We start from the raw sequence: 17,681 nt of genomic DNA, 5'->3' as shown, positions 1-17,681 counted from the left end.
GGCGAGATCACCGATGATCTCGCCTTTTCATATGTCCTGAAACCATCAGTCGCGCGGACGCACCGGAATCCAGATGGCAGATTGATAATCGGCGGCAGGCGGGTCGCCTGCCGAATAGACTTCGAGTTCTGCATGAGGTAACGGCTCATAACCATGTGACGGAAGCCATTCTTGGTAGATGCGGTGCCACATCTCTTGAATGGCATGCGGCATCGGACCGACAACTGGGAACGTCGCCCAAAGACTTGCCGGAATCGTCATCGTTTCCTGACCAGGCAGGACTTCCGTTGTCGTCGTCGCGATCCAATAATCCATCGATGCTTCGGTGAAATTGGAGCAGACACCAATCACACCATCAATCTGACCGTCATTTTGTTTGAACAAGGTAGCATCTTGACCGGAATGATTCACATCATTCCAAAACAATGGAATCAGTTGCTGTTGGGCACCATCTTGCGTAGGGAAATGTTTTCGCCATCCTGAAATCTGTAAAGCAGGTCGTTCGATGAGTTGATAATCCATTTGATCCAGTCCCTTCAAAGTCACCTGAATGCTCAGGCGGTTATAGGCGTGAATCCGACGTCGCTCGTTTCTCATCAACGTCGGGGAACAACCATGCTGACGTTTGAAAGCTTTTGTGAAAGCTTCCGGTGTCTCATAACCAAAACGTAAGGCAAGATCGATGATTTTTTCGTCCGTCTGTGTCAATTGTTGCGCAGCAAGCGTCAGACGTCGCCCTCTGATGTATTCCGGTAAGGTCATCATCGCAAGTAAGGAAAACGTTCGTTGTAAAGTATACGTTTGCATCTGAGCCACGCTTGTCAAAACGTTGAGATCAAGCGAGTCTTCTAAATGATCTTCAATATAGTCAATAACCCGTTGAATCGATTCGAGCCACATCTTGTCACCTCCTTGTTTTCAGTATAGTAGAGCGATGATCGTTGAACCTGTCCAAGGTGATAGCAATTTGTCAGGGTTCACTCTTCGCTGATTTTGTCCTATTCCTGTCAGATATAGCAGGTATCGTAAAGTAACGAGGACATGGGTAACAAAGAGTAATCTACAATCGCTTTCCTCTATTTCCCTACCAGCTGTCCACCTTCTAATTATTTCTCATCATACCTCGTTTAAACATATATTTTAAAATACACGCGTTATTAGTACTTCTAAAGGTGTACCACTTTAAGGGTATGTTAGATTACCTCAGTCATTCAAATTATTTTCGATATCTCTTCCCTTTTGTAAAAGCCATTTTTTATTTTTTTTGTCTTTTACGATGATAAAATCTTCTGTTCCTTTAACAGCATAGATGGTGGACCCGACTGAAAAGAGATTCGATTGACTGTTCGCTTGGGGCATTTCATGAGCTTTTGTTTTCTTTAATATCGTACTAATTTTTTCTCCTTGTTGTTTAGATGCGTCCAATTCAGCTTCTGTTCCGTTATATTCTTTATTGTTCACAATGACAATCATGGCATAACTAGTTTCATCCTCTATACCGGTTTGGTTGCATCCGAATAAAAATCCAATGAACACAATGACGAATATCCTTTTCATCGGAACCTCCTTATATGAGTATTTGTTGAATGGTAACGTAAATTCATAATAGGTAAAGGTCGCTTCCTTTACCAAATATAAGGTAAAATAAGGAAAAGGAGGGATGTAGATGAAGCCCCAGATTTTACTGTTAGGCATGTTCCATCTTGATCGACCGGCAAATTGTGATCTGATTCGTCCAGTAATTTTTGATGTCGCATCAGAGAGACGGCAACAGGAAGTTAAGGAAGTCGTTGTTCGATTGAACAGATTTCAACCGACTTGCATTGCTCTTGAAACGTCACCTGAACGCATGAGTGACCTGCAACATACATATGACACCTATCAACACGAGAGTGATTTAAGAACGGCAACAAATCGGCTTTCGCCTAGCCCGGATGGCAGGATTAGCACAGTTGCATGGAATCGATTGGAACGAAATCGTACCAGGCGTACCGGATTTAGGAATAGTCCGTTCACATCATCCGGAAGCTTTCGAGACGATCGTCACTGCTGAGATGAAGCGGACTGAACAGTTAGAGAACGCGATGGAGCAGTTATCCTTTTCCGAATGGCTCGATCGATTGCACGCTGAAGAGACGATTGCAGCGTCCGCTAAGGTCTACGATCAAATCGAACAGCTGGAAAACGGGCGGATTTGGATCGAATGCTACTGGCATGCCCGTAATCAAAAGATTGCCGATCGTCTACTGCAACTTGCCCAGACGACTGAGCGAATCGTCTACTGCAACTTGCCCAGACGACTGAGCGAATCGTCTGTTTGTACGGTGCTGCGCTGCGCACCTTCCGCTATTAAGACAATACTTAAATGAATCGAACCAAGTTGTAGTGATGACATGGAACGATTGGAACAAGTATAAGGAGTGTATGTAAATGCTATTTCACTACCATATTTGGACACCACATTTGGAGGAAACAGAAGCCTGGTATACAGCACGCGGGTTTCACGTTTCTCAGCGCATTGGGAAGAAAAATGGAGAATTTTCTTCGTTTAATCCACCTCTGACATGGAACGATTTTCGAACGGATAAGATTGTGTTTCGGATCATTGAAATGAAACGCGGGGCAGTGAACGTGACTATCGGGTACGGGAAGGTCATTCGCTTCGACCACATCGGATTTTTGATTCAATCAGATGACTTGCAAATGATCCTTGACCGTGCAGAAACACTTTCATTTACAGTCCAACCGAATGAGCGTCGGACGTTCTTGCAGACACCATACGGATTACGGATTGAACTGCAAATCCATGAAGATGCGATTGCGGATACTGATGGAACAACACTTGAGCGTCTGATCCTAGCGACGCCGCTCGAAGGATTAGAGGCGGATTTAGCGAAACTGTTCGATCAACCGGTTCCGCAAATCCAAACCGTCCGCGGGGAGAAGACCGTCTTGCAAGAAGCAGTCTTTTCCGACGTATCGCTAGCAGGTACGGATCCGAACGGTGTTCAGCTCGTCTGCTCATAATCAACGAAGACTTTGATCGGGAGATCGGTCGATGCCATTAAGGCAGCGAAGCAGTTGGCGAGCTCCGAAAACGAAGTTTCTTGTTCGAACAAAGCAGGTAATGTCGCGTGACGATCGTTGGAAAAAAGCCAGTCTGCATGCTGCCGGTAGTTCCAACCGTCACTCGATGCAATGATCTGAAGTTCCTTTGCGTGAAACGCGGGCGTCAACGTCAAAGATTCACGGTTGCCGTCCGATAAGACGCAGATTGCACCATGAGGACGGACAGCGGATTGAAGTTCGGCAAAGGCCGCTTGACGCCCGGAACATTCGATGGCGGCGTCATACGTGTCTGAATCCGGCGTGACGACACGTGCACCGAATTGACGTGCTAATTCAGCTCGGGAGGCGAGCGGCTCGATGATATCTATCTGGCGAACGTTAACGTAATGCCGCAAGTAATGTACCGTCAACAAACCGATCGTACCCATTCCAGAAACTAAGACGCTTGTGTCGGGCGTCAATGTCAGTTTTCGGACGCCTTTTGCCGCGTCACAAGATAGAATCAGTAGCAAGGCTTCACGTGGTGAGACACGAGCAGGAACCGGAATGACCTTCGACTCAGGTACGACCGCTTGATCTTGATGACCGTAGAAGCCGACGACCCGATCACCGGGCTTGACGGTTTGGACGGCGTCACCAACAGCAAGCACCTTACCGTAACTTTCATATCCGGTCTCTAGCGGATAGCCATAATCGGTTTCAGTCATATCTTGTTCCAGCCATTGGGGAAGTTCGGCACCGATACTGATGGAACCGGCAAGGGTGCGAACGTGGACGTCATGGATGCCGAGCGGCGGTAGGTTCCGAACGAGATAACCAGGCTTCTTCAGCTCAATGAGACAGCAGGTCGTTGTAGTGTTCAAAATGCAAACCCCATTTCAATAAAGAATCAAATATGTATAAGCATACCTCAATTTACTTGTAAAATATAACAATTCGAAACCAGAAATGATGTAGAATAAAAAAGAAGAGGGGGGATCAAATGGCACCATTATTGATTTTGGCATTGCTCGTGTTCGGATTTTTGACGTTTCGGTATAGTAAGATTCTCGTCCGAAAGGATATCTCTACCGCAAACAAACGACTCGCGATCGTCTTTTATTTGATTGCTGTCAGTGCACTCGGCGCTGTCGTCTATTTCAACGTATAAGGAGGATCATCCATGCACTCAACAACAAAACGACGAATCGGTGCGTATATCATCAACCAGGCTGTCTATCTCGGACTTTCCGTCGTCATCGAAAAAACGGTATTACGACGTGTGAAGTCAGAAGTCGTTCACGCCGTCGTGACACAACCGACGATCAGTTTTCTAGGAGAAGTCGCGCAATTAAAACTGTTGAATGGAAAAACGGTTGGTGGTCAGATCTGTGGCATACAGGTCGAGAGCGAGAACGGATTGCCGTTGACGACGAAACAAATCGTCCGTCGAACAGTTTATCGCGATACGGTCTCGTTGTTTAAGATTCGACCGTACTGGAAACCGTTTCTCGAGAACGGACAACGATTACCGGAAGATGACTTTGCGAGAACGATCGTCCGCTTGAATCAGGAGAAGCTAAAAAATGAAGCTTGATTTTCATATCCATAGCGTCCGCTCCTCTCACCCAACAGGAGCCATTCTACTCTACCATGGTTGGGGCGGTACGGCTGTTTCTTATCTAGAGTTTGCACGACAATTATCTGAAGAAGGGTTCGATGTCTTTATACCGGAACTTATTCGACACGATCAACGTGAACCGTTTGATCATCCGTTTGATCCAGAAGTATCGACGACCTATTTTTGGACGGTCGTTGAACAATCGATCAAGGAAGCGACAGCTATCATCGAACAATCAGGCTGGCATGTTTCAGAGGTGATCGCGATCGGTGTCTCGATGGGTGGGTTCATTGCCCACGGGATCATGGCGCGTTTGCCGATTAAAGCACTCGTTGCGATCAATGGGGGCGGTGCCTATCTTGAAGCGGAACGTCAATTCCGCACGCGCGACGGACGACCTGCTATCAAAGAAACAGATGTACCATGGAAGCTCGATCCAATCAGTGTGATGGATGAGCGTCCACGGTTGCTCCTGCATGGTGATGCGGATAACATCATTCAACTATCGATCCAGCAGTTCTATCACGCAACCGCTGTACAAGCAGGTATGGCGCAAACGACTGAATTATGTGTTTTTCCGGGTGTGAATCATACTGTGACGGAGGCGATGATCGAACAACTGATTGTCTGGGTGAAGCACGTCAAACTTCAAGGAGCGACAGATGGACTACATACGTTTTCTTCGCAGTAAGGTCGGTCAGGAAAAAGTGATGTTGAACTTTGCCGGTGGGATTGTCTTTGACAAGGAGGGGCGCATTCTCCTGCAAAAACGGCGGGAGCAACAAGCATGGGGCTTTCCCGGCGGCGCACTGGAACTCGGAGAGTCGATTGTCAAAGCAGCCAAGCGTGAGATTTTCGAAGAGACCGGTTTTCATGTCAGGATCGAACGTTTGAGTGGTGTCTATTCGAAATACGAAGAGATGTATCCAAACGGGGATGTCGCCCAACCGATCGTCCATTTTTTCGTTTGCCGAATCAATGGGGGACAGTTAACGATCGACTCCAATGAATCACTCGATGTTGCTTTTTTTGAAAAAGATCAGATGCCAAAACTCTATAGTGAACTGCATCAAACCGCCTGGAACGATTTTTTGACGGAACCGGGTCCGGTCTTTCGATAACGTAAAACATCCTTCTGATTTTAACGTCAGAGGGATGTTTTCACATGCGACATATTCAGCGTTCAAAGCCACCTTCGGAATGGATGACTTGCCCGGTCACCCAGCCACCGTCAGGACTGACGAGGAATTGGATCAATCGTGCGACGTCTTCCGGCGCGCCGATTCGACCGAACGGAAAACTAGGTTTAAGCGCCGTCCGGGTTGCTTCATCCATCCAAGTCGAGTCGGTCGGACCCGGATTGACGGCGTTGACGGTAATGCCAAGCGGTGCCACGGCTGCCGCGTATGTCTTCGTAAACGTCGACAAGGCACCTTTCGTCGTAGCGTAAGCAATCTCGTCAGGCATCGGACCGAGATCCTGCCCGGACGTCAGTTGAATGATACGACCGGACGTTAGATGTGCTTCAGCGAATCGCTTCGTAAAACGTGTCGCGAGCAACAGCGGTGCCCGGAGATTGACGGCATAGTGTTGATCAAGACTTGCTGCATCAAGCGTTCGCCAATCTGTCATTGTCGAATGGGCAGCGTTGTTGATCAGGATACTTGGTGTTCCAACATCTTCTATGCGTGCGAATAACTCGTCAGCAGCATCTGATTGACTTAAATCGAGTTCAATCGCAAGGACGCGGGCACCATGACTTTCGAGTTCGGTCGTAAAACTAGCCGCCCAATCCGCTGTTGCTTTAAAATAAGTAAAGACCAGGTCATGTCCAGAAGAGACAAGTTGGCGGCAGATTGCAGCTCCGATGTCGCGTGTCTGACTGGCACCGGTCACGATGGCAATCGATCGTTTTGTCATATATATGCTCCTTTTAAGTAGATGGATTTGTAAAAACCAAATGTTTACAGAATCAGTATAACGGAATGAAGAGAAGAAGAGAAAGCGTTATCATGATTTAACATACTAAAAAAATGCATGTTTATACCCAAAGTGTGGTAAAGGAAAAGTGTACAAAATCATTCGTTAAACAGGTAGGGAAGGGTGAATCAATCATGAAAGCAATCGTATTATTCGATGGAGAATGCAATCTCTGTGACGCGAGCGTCCAGTTCATCTTAAAACGAGACCAAGGATATCATGATTTTGCTTCGTTGCAAGGGGAAACAGGACAAGAGCTCGTCCGGCGTCATAATCTTCCGGAAACGATCGACAGTGTCGTTGTGATTGATCGAGGTGTACCCTATATTAAATCAGATGCAGCGTTACGGATTGCCTGTCATTTAAAAGGTGGATGGCGTCTGTTGAGTGTGTTTCAGATTGTTCCACGTTCACTTCGGGATCGCGTCTATGATTTCGTTGCAAACAATCGTCATCGTTGGTTTGGACAAAAGCAGCAGTGTGCACTGCCGTCTCCGGAGACACGTGCTCGATTTCACGACTAAATATGAAAAACCGCGACGAATCGGTCGCGGTTTTCTTCTGTTCATTAGTTGGTCACATGCAACCAGTGACAACTTGGCAACGGATTGCCGAGGAAACTTAAACCTAAATCATGGGCTTGGTGGATTGTTTCAAAACAATCGTTTCCTTCATCCAGATATACTTCATGGTGCGGTGATTGGAGATGTGTTCCTGCGATACGCCAAAGATTTGCATGATGCGCTACCTTGATTTCGTAGTCGATATTAGGTGAGACGACGAGCGGATTGCCGACAGAGTGGTGGAGCGTATATCGTGCTTTTGATTGATCTGATAAATAGACCCGCTGAGTCGACGCTACATCTTCTCGATATAACTGATGACGAGCATCAAAAGATCGGGTAGGGTTTGCTTGTTTTGATAGTTGATGAGTGGTTTCACCATCAAATGTCAGGACTTCTGTAAAGGTGCGATACTCTTTTGAAAAAGGCGAATATTGTCGCGCATCGCCTTCGAAATAACGATGCGGAGAAAACGGATTCGGGTTCATGAGAATTGGAGGAGCAATGAACGTCAGTACACGCAATCGGTAAGAAGAAACCTTCTTATGTGAAGCGGATAGCGGGTACAAAGAAAAATAGAGCACGAATTGTTCAAATTCTCGTTCACGGTCTTGTTCCTGTTTTATCTGATTCGTAACGCGGGCGAACGTCTCGATCATCCGTGCGAACGGCATCGATTTTCTTGAAATTGGACGGAGCACCCGGATTTCAAAACGTGTAAATTGTTCAGGGTTAATCGTTCCTTTCCATTCGGGTGACGCAGTTTGACCTAATCGATGCCCATCTTGAAATACCGTATAATGCGATACCTCTGGGATTTCACCCCACAACAGTCGGACAGCATGATCTTGTTGGATCAGGACAGTCATTTTTCGGTTCCAGAACAAATCATCTGTACTTGAAACAAGAGCGGTGACGATACGTGTCTTCGAATCTGAATCAATCAGTTCGAATGACAAAGGCTCAAATAAAGGAAGTGTCTCCGTTTGATAGCTATTCGAGTTCTGAATGAAACACGGTCTACTATTTAATAAGAGACGGACGTTACTTGTCCCTTCCCAGGTGAGACAAACAGTTTCTCCACTTTGTTTGATTTGAATATGATCGATGTCAATCATGAGACTGATCGCTCCTTACACGAATTCTGAAAGAAAACCCCTTCCACTTCAAAATCAGAAGGGAAGGGGGAACGTCATAGTAAGCCTTTAGCGACTTCTAGTTTTTCTTGATCGTGTTTTAATTGTTTTTTCAAGTCATGCACGTGATACATCTCATGATCGATCATGTATCCGGCGATTGCTGCGTGAGTCTGAATGGCTTTGTTCAGCTGTTCAGTCAAGACTTTTCGAACGTCAGGAGAAGCCGTTTCCGTAATTGCAACAGCATAAGCGCGGACAAGTGATTTGCTGCTAATCAAGAAGTCTGTCGCAATCAACTCGTCGCGTTTTTTACTGGGACGGCTAATGAATTTCGAGTGTTTCACGGATTGCGAGTGGTGATTTAGCCATCGATCTCACTCCTTATCATGTAACATACGTTTGACAGTATCTTTGACGTTTTGCATTCCTGTTTTTTCTGCTAGGTCGTGGTGAAGTTTGTGTGCCGGTACCTTCATGTTCGGAATATTTCCTTGCGGTGCAGGATTTTCTAGATGAACGAATTCACCGGTTCCATCCTGCGCTTCCCCTTGAGCCCAGCGACCTTCTTTTGAAGCTGTGCCTTCCGATAGGTCCCAGAACTCATAAGCATGCGGTTGCGCTTCCATCTCATCTTCCGGTGCGAAAGTAGCAGGCACGACAACTCCGTTTTTCGTCTCCAGTTCTTCGATCGCAGCCATCCATTGATACTGATGATACCGGTCGCGAGCGAGCATCTTACGGAAGGTAGCGCGAACGCCTTCATCCGTCGTCATATGATAGAGGCGAGCGACCTGAAGACGACCTTGTGATTCAGCATGTAAATTCGAACGCATGTCTGCCAATAAGTTACCGCTCGCGACGATATAAGATCCGTTCCACGGAATGCCGTTGGCGTTCGATGGCAGTCCACCGAGACCGCTGACAAGAAGATGCTGTGGATTCATACCCCCGAGAATTGCTGCCGTCGCTGGATCTTTGGCAGCTTCTGCCTGATCATCCGGTGACGCCCCGTCGAGCAATTGAGAAATGAGGGAACACAGCATTTCAACGTGCCCGATTTCTTCCGTCCCGATATCCATCAGCATATCCTTGTACTTTTCTTCACCACGGCAATTGAAGCCTTGGAAAAGATATTGCATCATGACCGTCATCTCACCGAATTGTCCACCGAGTACCTCTTGCACGGCCCGAGCAAGCTTTGGATCGGGTCGATCAACCTTGACTTCGAATTGTAATTCTTTTTGATGGCGAAACATGAAAAGAACCCCCTTTAAGTTTTAAACATATGCGATTTACACATGTTATATACCTTAATCAGTTTCTTTCAAACCTGTTTTACCTTATTTTTCGATAGGTTGAAGTGAACGTTTAATCAAAGAATGACTTTTAGGATCATTGATCCATTCAGTGATGTTGTTAAAGATGAAGGATGTCTCGTTCAAGATGGACCGTCGCCACTGTTTATTTTTAGGGATGTAAAGTGCATCGAATCGCTCTCTAATCCGTCGAGGGGCAACTGCTTGATTGAAAAAGAGACGATTTTCATCGATCGTTGCTTTTAACGTTCGGAGTAGGGCAAAAGGATGCTTTCCAAGCGTTCCACACTCTAATGTTAAACCTAAAAAACCGATGTGTCGCTTTTTTGTTTCTTCATACAGATAGTTTAACCATTCTCCTTCAATTGCATAAAACTGTTGATCTCGTGGTTGATCGACGATCGGATAACGTGTGTATACTTCTACCTCCCTAGCGTGTCGTGGATCTTCCGACGACATGACGAGTTGGACTTGACCCGCTGGTCCATAACCCGTATGGCAGTCGAGCATCACGACGTGTTGGTAAGCAGATAGTGTATCGACGAGCCGACTTAACACATCGGAGAAGTAAGCGTCTTGTGTATGTCCGCCATAATAGAATCCGGTCGGATGCTTGAATTGTCCAAGTGTCGCAGCCTTTAAAAAGCGTGTGGACCTAGACGAAGCAAGTCGTATAAGACATGCAGTGTAAACGGTATATAATCCAGACGCCGTCCTGAACCTGACCGTTTTATAAACAAAGATTGCAACTCATCAAAACCCGGATTGCGTAAATCTGCCTTTGAAAAATCGTGAATCGCGTTTCGATTTAAATTGAGGTTATGCTGTGTTTCTTTTCGATGATGTTTCATCCCATATGCATTAATACCATGGATCAGCAAAATATCGACTTCTTCCGTATTTACCTGTTTCATATGGTCTGATAAAAACTGGAGCTGCATGGCACTCCCTGCGTACCCTTCGATTCCATGTAATCCACTGGTTAAGATCAATAATGTTGAATTATTACCGGACTGGCCGTGCCACCAATCGGAATAGAGTGATGCTTGTTGTTCCAGTGAATCATGCGTTAGCTTCGGATAATGCTGAGAAAGAATGCACTGTGCAGTCTTATTGAAACGTTCGCGTGCTGATTCATACGTTCCAGAAAAATAATGAAGCATGGTTATTCCTCCTTATTCATCAAGCATGAACTCGAGGAGCAATCCAGTGATAATGTCGAACTGAGAATTTCTAAGGCATGATCTTTTGCGACAGTGGTTTCTGCTGCCGTACAGTCTGCAGGGACATGAATGGCATATTCCCGCATATAGGCGTCATTTGCTGTAAATAAGATACACATATCGGTCGTTAGCCCGGTGATAATAAGACGCGAGACATCCAAATGCTTCAATAAAATATCGAGCTGAGTACCGAAAAAACCTGAGTGCTTGGGCTTGATGATGAAGTAATCATCCTCTTCTGGATGGAGTGCTTCGATGAGTACATCCCCAAGACCCCCGCGGCACTCATCAATGATTTGAGTGACGTTTTCCTGCCACAGACCAAAATTGTCATTAACGTAAATCACGGGAATATTTTGACGTTTACAATGTTGTTTTAATTTTGTGAGTGGTGAGAGGATAGGGAGCGTTTGTTGCATTAACTGCTCAGCTCCTTCAAAATCCATCTTATTAATGACGTCAATGATCAACAATGCTGTATTTTCTTGAACAGTCATGGTGGACTCCTCTCATAAAAAAGTAATCAAATAATGATAAGGCGAATAGAGTTGGGCTTTAGAGATAAAAATCTCGGAAGGGGAGGCGGATTCACGGGCTCCCCGGACATCAATTAAACAGCGATAAATAAGTGATTCCAATTCAGCGATGAAATCAGAGTATTGATACAAAGCATCATTCAATCGTCTTTTGCGGTGATCCTCCATCAAGACGATGCAGGGGTTGGTTTCTTTCAGTGCCATTGCACTGAAGACAGTTCTATGCTGTTTAAAATCTTGATTTAAACAGTGAACGATTTGATTTAAATCAGCTTCCACGTTCTTCACTTCCTAGTTGTAGATTATTCATACTGTTATTGTACATGTTATTGGTTGTGTTCCACTCTTCATCACGAGGTAAACGGATAAAAAAGTCAGATCCTTTTCCGATTTCTGAATGAACGGTGATTCTCCCACCATGCGCTTCGATGATTTCCTTACAAATCGGTAAACCGAGACCTGTTCCTTGAACTTGGAGGTGGTCTGCTTGTTCGACACGGTAATACGGATCAAAGAGGTAGGGAAGATCTTGTTTTGGGATACCATATCCGTCGTCGCTAATGGTGATGACGATTTCAGCTTCACAGCACGCTAACGAGATTTGGATATTTGAATCAACGGGAGAGTATTTTATCGCATTATTTAAGATGTTTAATAAGACCCTCCGGATTTTTTCTTGGTCAGCCGTAATCAGGCAAGGACCGTCAGTTTGGATTTGTAAATGATGCGTCGATGTCGCAACGTTCAACCACTCCGTTAACTCGATGAGCATATGTTCGATGCAAAATGATTCTAACTGATAGGATTCTTTTTGATGACTAAGTCGCTGATAATCTAGGAATTCGGTTAACAGTTGACTGAGTCGCTGTGTCTCACTCCGCATGGTTTCTAAATATTTTCGCTGTTTTGAAGGAGATAACGACCGGTGTAACATTAATTCACTGAACCCTTCGATGGATGCAAGTGGCGTTCGAAGCTCATGTGATAAAACCGAAATGAAGTTTTGCTCCTTTTTAGCATGGTTGACTTCAACTGTGCGTTCACGAAAAACAAATAGAATACCTTGACGTTCGGGTAAAAATTCTGTGTAAAGTCGTAAATGACGATCGTCTGGCATTGAAAAATCCTGAGCTGGAATAACTGATGCGTGGTCAAAGCCTGCTTTGATTTGTTCCACATATGCATATAATGCCTCTGTTTCGAGAATCAACGGTTCGAAGGCTTCGATGACGAATGCTAAGTTTTCAGATTGGTTTTCAGAAGGTGACCAGTTCGGAAATAATTGATGAAACATGCGATTCGTAAAGATATTCGTATTCGTCACATCGACGAATAAGATAGCTTCTCGTAAACCATTTAAAATGCGCTGAATTAATTGATGGTGTTCTTTTATACGAATGTCATCAAGCAATCGCATCAACCCAATATTTAATAAATGAGTCGTTTTCTGAAGTGCGACAGTCTCAGTAAAACGATGATGAAATTGTAACGTCAATGAACCAATGAATTTTGACGGACTGTGTAAAGGGAGAGCACATAACGTCAACTGCTCCTTCTCGATTAGATGGATGGATGTATCTAGCTCGGTCTTCGCTTCTAACTCCAACCGTTCTTGGTCATAAATGGGTTCGTCTGATAGTGCGATATGGACAGGTTCAAAATTCTCCGACTGCGGTGAAAAATAGATATGAGCCGCCCGAAAATGACTACCGATTGCTTGTAGCCAGGTGTGAAGACCTGAAGTAGATTGATGACGCAAAATTTGAGTAGCTAACTGATTTTGAAATTGAAGTTGTCGCTTGATTGTTTTTTGTTGGTATAAAGACTCTTGAAGTTGTAAATTAGCAACTTGTGTTTGCTGGTGTTCAAATGCGAGCAACGTTGTCATTTGTTGCATCGATCGCCCAAGTGTACCAATCTCATCGTGACGATTATGAAAATCATTCTGTTCCAATCGATCAGGCTGTTTCGTTTGATCGACGAGATCGAGTAAATCTGTTTGAAAAGACCGCACAAGTCTTAAAATCAAGTAACTGAGAAGACAAAAAGCGATGATCATCACACCAAAGGCGTAGCGTAATACTTCAACGGTTCTTTGTTGTAGCGACTGCTGTGCGTTTTTCTCTTCATTATGAATCATTCGAAAGTAGTCGTTAACGACGAAGTCAGACTGCTGAACCAGCTTTTGATTATCCGTAGGTATTTGCAAAGTGACTTCCTGTTCCAAAAATCTTGAAAATTGAACGAGTTGATGCGCAAATCGTTCGTCTGATGGATCTGAATAACGTTGACTGAACGATTCAACGTTTTTTTGTAAACGTTTCAATCTTTTATTGATTTGCTTCAGATCATCTTGATCATTAAAATCAATTTGTTGGACTTGGAAATTGACTTGTTGTGCTTCATTCCAAAGCGTGCGAGCTTGCGTTTTTTGTAATGTGATCTTCTATGATGAAGTTCGGTGTTGCTCTAGCTCTTTTTGAGCAAAGTAAAATGTTAAGACGCTGATGCTTGCAAAAATTAAGAAATTCGAAAACAATAAAATATAAAACCGATGGAACATACTTGATGAGAGCCAATTCATGACAAGACCTCTTTCTAAAAAATATATAAATAAACTTTAAACGTACATGTTTAAAAGAATCTTATCATAGACTTGAAATAACTAAATAATTTGCTTCATGAAATTAAAATATCATTTTACTTTTTCCGAGAAATGCCTAGATTTTGACACTTCATATCCTTTAAGATAAACGATATACATATGTGCAAAACCACTATAAACGACACTTTAAGCCATACTATTGATTGTGAAAATGAGTGAGCTTCTGTACTATGTCTATATAAAGGAAAGAAAAAGAAGGTGAAATGGATGAAGATGACTCGCTCTACGGACTATGCCATTCGTGTGCTTATTTTCGCAGCGTCGCATCCGACTCGGCTCGTGCAAATTCAGGAAGTGGCAACCCATTATGATATTTCTAAAAATCATTTGATGAAGATTGTCCATTCATTGAGCAAGTTTGGTCTCATCATTTCTGTACAAGGTCGTAATGGTGGGTTCAAATTAGCGAAATCCCCAGAAACGATTACGTTAGGAGAAATCGTTCATTTATTTGAAGAAGTATCCTATCTTGAAAATGTGACAGTTCCAAATAAAAATGGTAGTTTGCAAAACACACGACAAGCGTTCGATCAAGCATTCACGTCCTTTACGGACGCGCTGCAGGCATATACGTTACAAGATTTAATCGCGCCAACGATGAACGATTGATGGAAGAGTCAGAGAGGAATAGATGATCTCTGGCTCTTTATCCGTGTACATATTCCAGTCATGCAGATTTTTATCAGATGATCATATTAAATATGATTATAACTAGTATCTTTTATGTTACTATAAACAAGATTCGGAGGCTATTCGAATCTTAGTTTTGAAACATAAACATGTACACTTTGTACTTGTTTTTGTGGTATAACTTTACAGAAGGGAGGTTTTTTTCCCAATTCACCTGCTTGATTTCATACAGGACTCTTACTGTCCATTCACATAAAGGATTAAAGGCATTCGTCCGTTGATCCATGCAAAAGGGAGGGTTTCGGTATGTCCGAAATGACCATCGAAATGTTCGTTCACTTCGTTCAACATTTAGTGCATTCTCCACGATTCATCGTCCAGCGTCAGCATGAACATGAGAACGCCTACATGTTTGAAATTCGAGAGTTGAATTTATCGCGAGTCTCAAAAGCCGTATTGCTTCATAAGACAGTTGATCTTCTCCAGGAAAAGACGTCAGAAGATACACGCGAAACGTTGACGAATGAACTGGTCACTCTATCACAAAAGACATTAATGAAGTCAGATACGATTGCTACACTTAAAGTGGAGTATACAATAGACGACTCATTGCATCTTACATTTTCAGAAGACAAAAAGATCTGGTTTTCTGGAAATCTTGATACAGAAGAAGCGATCAATCGATTCACAGAACATTTTCAAAGCGTCATAAATGACGATCGAACGTCTTATTAAATAATGCAGGTCGAGCCACATCAATGGTTCGACCTGCTTTTGTCTTATCTTCTGCAGAGCATCAAGACGTTGCCTTAGGAATAAAGTAAGCCAGCGCGCAATGAGAGGAGGCGAAATCGGTATAATAATCTCATTCTTCATACATGTTCATTTCGGCGAGCGCATCTTAATCCCTAGATTCAATCCCTATAATTGGAATATGTTATGATGTATCAGGAAAATCATTTACGAATTGGAAAGGAATGATGATATGGAAACCATCATCTGTACGACGTGTGGAGTCGAACAAATCAATCCGCATCGCGAAACGTGTTTGATTTGTTTAGAGGAGCGACAGTATGTCAATCCAACCGGTCAAACATGGATGACACTCGCTGCCATGCAAGCGTCAGGAACGTACCAAAATATCATTACGGACGACGGAGCAGGTGTCTATGCGATTCAGACGACACCAGCATTCGGCATCGGTCAAACGGCATATCTCGTCCAAGGAAAATCGTTCAACCTGTTATGGGACTGCATTACATATCTTGATTCCGCAACGAAAGAGCAGCTTGACGAATTAGGCGGGCTTCAGGCGATCGCTTTATCACATCCGCATTATTACGCGACACAAGTCGAATGGGCAGAGGCTTTTGACGTACCGATTTATATTCATGAAGACGATGCGTCGTTCGTGACGCGACCAAGTGAGCGCATCGTATTCTGGAGTGGTGAACGCTTGGAGTTAACGGAAGATTTGATGTTACATCGCGTCGGTGGTCACTTCAAAGGAGCAGTCATCTGTGAACGAAAAGATGCGTCAGCAGGGCTGTTGTTGACAGGAGACATCATTCGAATCGTTGCCGATCGGGCATGGGTCAGTTTCATGTACAGTTATCCGAATATGATTCCGCTTCCTGCAAAGACGGTCGCGCGCATGGCAGAAACGATACGCCCGCTTCGCTTTGAAAAATTATATGACGCCTTTCATCGGAAGATCGAAACCGGTGCGTCTGAAGCTGTAGCGCGCTCTGCAGAGCGGTACATTGCTGCCTTGAACGGAGACTGGTTCACGACATGAAGTCGCGCTTGATCGTCATCCGTGGAAACTCCGGTAGTGGAAAAACGACGCTAGCTAAGGCATTACGATTGGTCTTACTGGATAGTATCCTGTTTTCGCAAGATGTCATCCGTAGAGAAATGTTGAACGTAAAAGATGGACCAGGAAATCCGACGATTCGCTGGATCGAGGAGTTGGTTGGACTTGCTGACGGACGTCATGCGACGATTCTGCTAGAAGGAATTCTCGCACAGGATTGGTACGGTGAGATGATTGACCGGTTGGAACGACGCTTTACTTCACGGTACGTGGCGTATTATTTTGACGTTTCATTCGAAGAAACCGTCCGTCGCCACGCAATGCGCCAGCCGACGGAGTTTTCTGAGACGGATATGAAACGCTGGTGGATTGATCAGGATCACCGCCCGACGGATCGTCTGATTGCTGAGGATAGATCCAATAGAAGCCATGATTCAGATAATAAAGCGTGAGCAGATAGGAGAGAGTCAATGACACATTATATTTTTGACATGGATGGAACATTGTTTCAAACAAATGCTGTGCTTGCGCATACGTTAGAAGAGGTCTTTCATGAATTGCGTCAGACGGGGCGCTGGGAAGGAGAGACTCCACTCGCGCTCTATCAGAAGATCATGGGCGTCTCGCTACCGGAAGTATGGGAGACACTACTTCCAGATTTTTCAGCCGCAGACCAACAGGTTGTGGATCAAAAGTTTCGACATAGCTTAGAGCAGGCAGTCAAGTCCGGGCATGGTTGTCTATATCCAGGAACGGTCGAGTTGCTCGCTCGTTTGAAACAAGCGGGTCATTCGGTCTATATCGCTAGTAACGGGTGGCCGTCCTACCTATCAGCGATCGTGACGACGTATGGTCTTGAAGCGTATATCGATCATGTCTATAGCATTGAAGACATTCGTTCCGGTGATAAATCAGCACTCGTACGAGAGATTTGTAAGACGCACGACATCTCTTCCGGATTCGTCGTCGGCGACCGATTGTCCGATTTCAAAGCGGCGCAAGCGAACGGACTAGTAGCAATCGGTTGCCAGTTCGATTTTGCGCAAGAGCAGGAACTCGTAGTTGCGGATCGAATCGTAACAGAGCTGAGTGCTGTCTACTAAAAAGAGCCGTCTTCTGCGGAAGACGGCTCTTACTTGTAGCA

24 protein-coding genes are annotated in these 17,681 nt (G+C 44.5%); 12 read left to right on the top strand and 12 right to left on the bottom strand.

The features are described from left to right. Positions 1-45: 45 nt before the first annotated feature. Entirely contained in the window at positions 46-900 is an 855-nt protein-coding gene (locus ACN9MT_RS08930) for an effector binding domain-containing protein (RefSeq protein WP_426272091.1), read from the bottom strand. A gap of 303 nt (positions 901-1,203) precedes the next feature. Beyond that, a complete protein-coding gene (locus ACN9MT_RS08925; protein WP_368914794.1) occupies positions 1,204-1,557 on the bottom strand; it encodes a hypothetical protein in 354 nt (117 codons plus the stop codon). 356 nt (positions 1,558-1,913) lie between these two features. Between ACN9MT_RS08925 and ACN9MT_RS08920 the strand changes: the two genes are divergently transcribed. Both ACN9MT_RS08920 and ACN9MT_RS08915 read left to right on the top strand, forming a co-directional pair. Then, on the top strand, positions 1,914-2,369 hold the full coding sequence (locus ACN9MT_RS08920; protein WP_426273497.1) for a DUF5694 domain-containing protein: 456 nt from the start codon (positions 1,914-1,916) through the stop codon (positions 2,367-2,369). A gap of 61 nt (positions 2,370-2,430) precedes the next feature. Continuing rightward, positions 2,431-3,027 carry a hypothetical protein gene (locus tag ACN9MT_RS08915; RefSeq protein ID WP_056061855.1) on the top strand — a complete coding sequence of 199 codons (597 nt, stop codon included), beginning with the start codon at positions 2,431-2,433 and terminating at the stop codon, positions 3,025-3,027. Here the strand turns inward: ACN9MT_RS08915 and ACN9MT_RS08910 are convergent. Next, a complete protein-coding gene (locus tag ACN9MT_RS08910) occupies positions 3,009-3,932 on the bottom strand; it encodes a zinc-dependent alcohol dehydrogenase (protein WP_426272090.1) in 924 nt (307 codons plus the stop codon). The genes ACN9MT_RS08915 and ACN9MT_RS08910 overlap by 19 nt on opposite strands. Positions 3,933-4,051: 119 nt before the next feature. On the opposite strand from ACN9MT_RS08910, the gene ACN9MT_RS08905 reads away from it, so the two are divergent. Genes ACN9MT_RS08905 through ACN9MT_RS08890 form a run of 4 tightly spaced genes read left to right on the top strand, consistent with a single transcriptional unit; the run spans position 4,052 to position 5,790 of the window. Next, on the top strand, positions 4,052-4,219 hold the full coding sequence (locus ACN9MT_RS08905; protein ID WP_426272089.1) for a hypothetical protein: 168 nt from the start codon (positions 4,052-4,054) through the stop codon (positions 4,217-4,219). A gap of 12 nt (positions 4,220-4,231) precedes the next feature. Beyond that, on the top strand, positions 4,232-4,645 hold the full coding sequence (locus ACN9MT_RS08900) for an RDD family protein (RefSeq protein ID WP_214854197.1): 414 nt from the start codon (positions 4,232-4,234) through the stop codon (positions 4,643-4,645). Beyond that, positions 4,635-5,360, top strand: coding sequence for an alpha/beta fold hydrolase (locus ACN9MT_RS08895; RefSeq protein ID WP_426272088.1), 726 nt, complete (start codon positions 4,635-4,637; stop codon positions 5,358-5,360). Before ACN9MT_RS08900 ends, ACN9MT_RS08895 begins: the two co-directional genes overlap by 11 nt. After that, entirely contained in the window at positions 5,332-5,790 is a 459-nt protein-coding gene (locus ACN9MT_RS08890; protein WP_426272087.1) for an NUDIX hydrolase, read from the top strand. Before ACN9MT_RS08895 ends, ACN9MT_RS08890 begins: the two co-directional genes overlap by 29 nt. A 55-nt stretch (positions 5,791-5,845) precedes the next feature. On the opposite strand, the gene ACN9MT_RS08885 is transcribed toward ACN9MT_RS08890, so the two are convergent. Further along, positions 5,846-6,595: an SDR family oxidoreductase gene (locus tag ACN9MT_RS08885; RefSeq protein WP_426273495.1), complete on the bottom strand. Its 750-nt coding sequence runs from the start codon at positions 6,593-6,595 to the stop codon at positions 5,846-5,848. A gap of 188 nt (positions 6,596-6,783) precedes the next feature. Between ACN9MT_RS08885 and ACN9MT_RS08880 the strand changes: the two genes are divergently transcribed. After that, the gene (locus ACN9MT_RS08880) at positions 6,784-7,173 is read left to right on the top strand and encodes a thiol-disulfide oxidoreductase DCC family protein (RefSeq protein ID WP_426272086.1); all 390 of its coding nucleotides are present in this window, start codon (positions 6,784-6,786) and stop codon (positions 7,171-7,173) included. Positions 7,174-7,217: 44 nt separating this feature from the next. On the opposite strand, the gene ACN9MT_RS08875 is transcribed toward ACN9MT_RS08880, so the two are convergent. The 8 genes from ACN9MT_RS08875 to ACN9MT_RS08840 form a co-directional block, all read right to left on the bottom strand. After that, positions 7,218-8,330 (bottom strand): hypothetical protein, encoded by a 1,113-nt coding sequence (locus ACN9MT_RS08875; RefSeq protein WP_426272085.1) that lies wholly within the window; start codon positions 8,328-8,330, stop codon positions 7,218-7,220. Between the two features lie 74 nt (positions 8,331-8,404). Further along, complete coding sequence (locus ACN9MT_RS08870; RefSeq protein WP_290758872.1) at positions 8,405-8,695, bottom strand: spore coat protein; 291 nt, start codon at positions 8,693-8,695, stop codon at positions 8,405-8,407. 30 nt (positions 8,696-8,725) lie between these two features. Continuing rightward, entirely contained in the window at positions 8,726-9,607 is an 882-nt protein-coding gene (locus tag ACN9MT_RS08865; protein WP_058264888.1) for a manganese catalase family protein, read from the bottom strand. A gap of 84 nt (positions 9,608-9,691) precedes the next feature. Next, positions 9,692-10,342, bottom strand: a complete 651-nt coding sequence (locus ACN9MT_RS08860; protein WP_426273493.1) for a DUF2817 domain-containing protein — start codon at positions 10,340-10,342, stop codon at positions 9,692-9,694. Further along, complete coding sequence (locus tag ACN9MT_RS08855; RefSeq protein WP_426272084.1) at positions 10,306-10,830, bottom strand: DUF2817 domain-containing protein; 525 nt, start codon at positions 10,828-10,830, stop codon at positions 10,306-10,308. The genes ACN9MT_RS08860 and ACN9MT_RS08855 overlap by 37 nt, the downstream gene beginning before the upstream one ends. A 2-nt stretch (positions 10,831-10,832) precedes the next feature. Then, positions 10,833-11,387 carry a cysteine hydrolase family protein gene (locus ACN9MT_RS08850; protein ID WP_426272083.1) on the bottom strand — a complete coding sequence of 185 codons (555 nt, stop codon included), beginning with the start codon at positions 11,385-11,387 and terminating at the stop codon, positions 10,833-10,835. A gap of 12 nt (positions 11,388-11,399) precedes the next feature. Continuing rightward, on the bottom strand, positions 11,400-11,705 hold the full coding sequence (locus ACN9MT_RS08845; RefSeq protein ID WP_426272082.1) for a hypothetical protein: 306 nt from the start codon (positions 11,703-11,705) through the stop codon (positions 11,400-11,402). Beyond that, positions 11,695-13,752: a sensor histidine kinase gene (locus ACN9MT_RS08840; RefSeq protein ID WP_426272081.1), complete on the bottom strand. Its 2,058-nt coding sequence runs from the start codon at positions 13,750-13,752 to the stop codon at positions 11,695-11,697. The genes ACN9MT_RS08845 and ACN9MT_RS08840 overlap by 11 nt, the downstream gene beginning before the upstream one ends. Positions 13,753-14,298: 546 nt before the next feature. Here ACN9MT_RS08840 and ACN9MT_RS08835 point away from each other — a divergent pair. The 5 genes from ACN9MT_RS08835 to ACN9MT_RS08815 all read left to right on the top strand — a co-directional run bounded on the left by ACN9MT_RS08835 (position 14,299) and on the right by ACN9MT_RS08815 (position 17,640). Beyond that, positions 14,299-14,700: an RrF2 family transcriptional regulator gene (locus tag ACN9MT_RS08835; RefSeq protein ID WP_056061810.1), complete on the top strand. Its 402-nt coding sequence runs from the start codon at positions 14,299-14,301 to the stop codon at positions 14,698-14,700. Positions 14,701-15,027: 327 nt separating this feature from the next. Next, the gene (locus tag ACN9MT_RS08830; protein ID WP_426272080.1) at positions 15,028-15,456 is read left to right on the top strand and encodes a hypothetical protein; all 429 of its coding nucleotides are present in this window, start codon (positions 15,028-15,030) and stop codon (positions 15,454-15,456) included. Between the two features lie 250 nt (positions 15,457-15,706). Beyond that, positions 15,707-16,519, top strand: a complete 813-nt coding sequence (locus ACN9MT_RS08825; protein WP_426272079.1) for an MBL fold metallo-hydrolase — start codon at positions 15,707-15,709, stop codon at positions 16,517-16,519. After that, positions 16,516-16,989 carry an AAA family ATPase gene (locus ACN9MT_RS08820; protein WP_426272078.1) on the top strand — a complete coding sequence of 158 codons (474 nt, stop codon included), beginning with the start codon at positions 16,516-16,518 and terminating at the stop codon, positions 16,987-16,989. Before ACN9MT_RS08825 ends, ACN9MT_RS08820 begins: the two co-directional genes overlap by 4 nt. 18 nt (positions 16,990-17,007) lie before the next feature. Next, positions 17,008-17,640: an HAD hydrolase-like protein gene (locus tag ACN9MT_RS08815; protein WP_426272077.1), complete on the top strand. Its 633-nt coding sequence runs from the start codon at positions 17,008-17,010 to the stop codon at positions 17,638-17,640. Positions 17,641-17,681 lie beyond the last annotated feature (41 nt).

The organism is Exiguobacterium sp. R-17, assembly GCF_049913315.1.
GTDB lineage: Bacteria > Bacillota > Bacilli > Exiguobacteriales > Exiguobacteriaceae > Exiguobacterium_A.
Note: the sequence above shows the minus strand (reverse complement) of the source record. Positions and strands in the feature narration are given on the sequence as shown.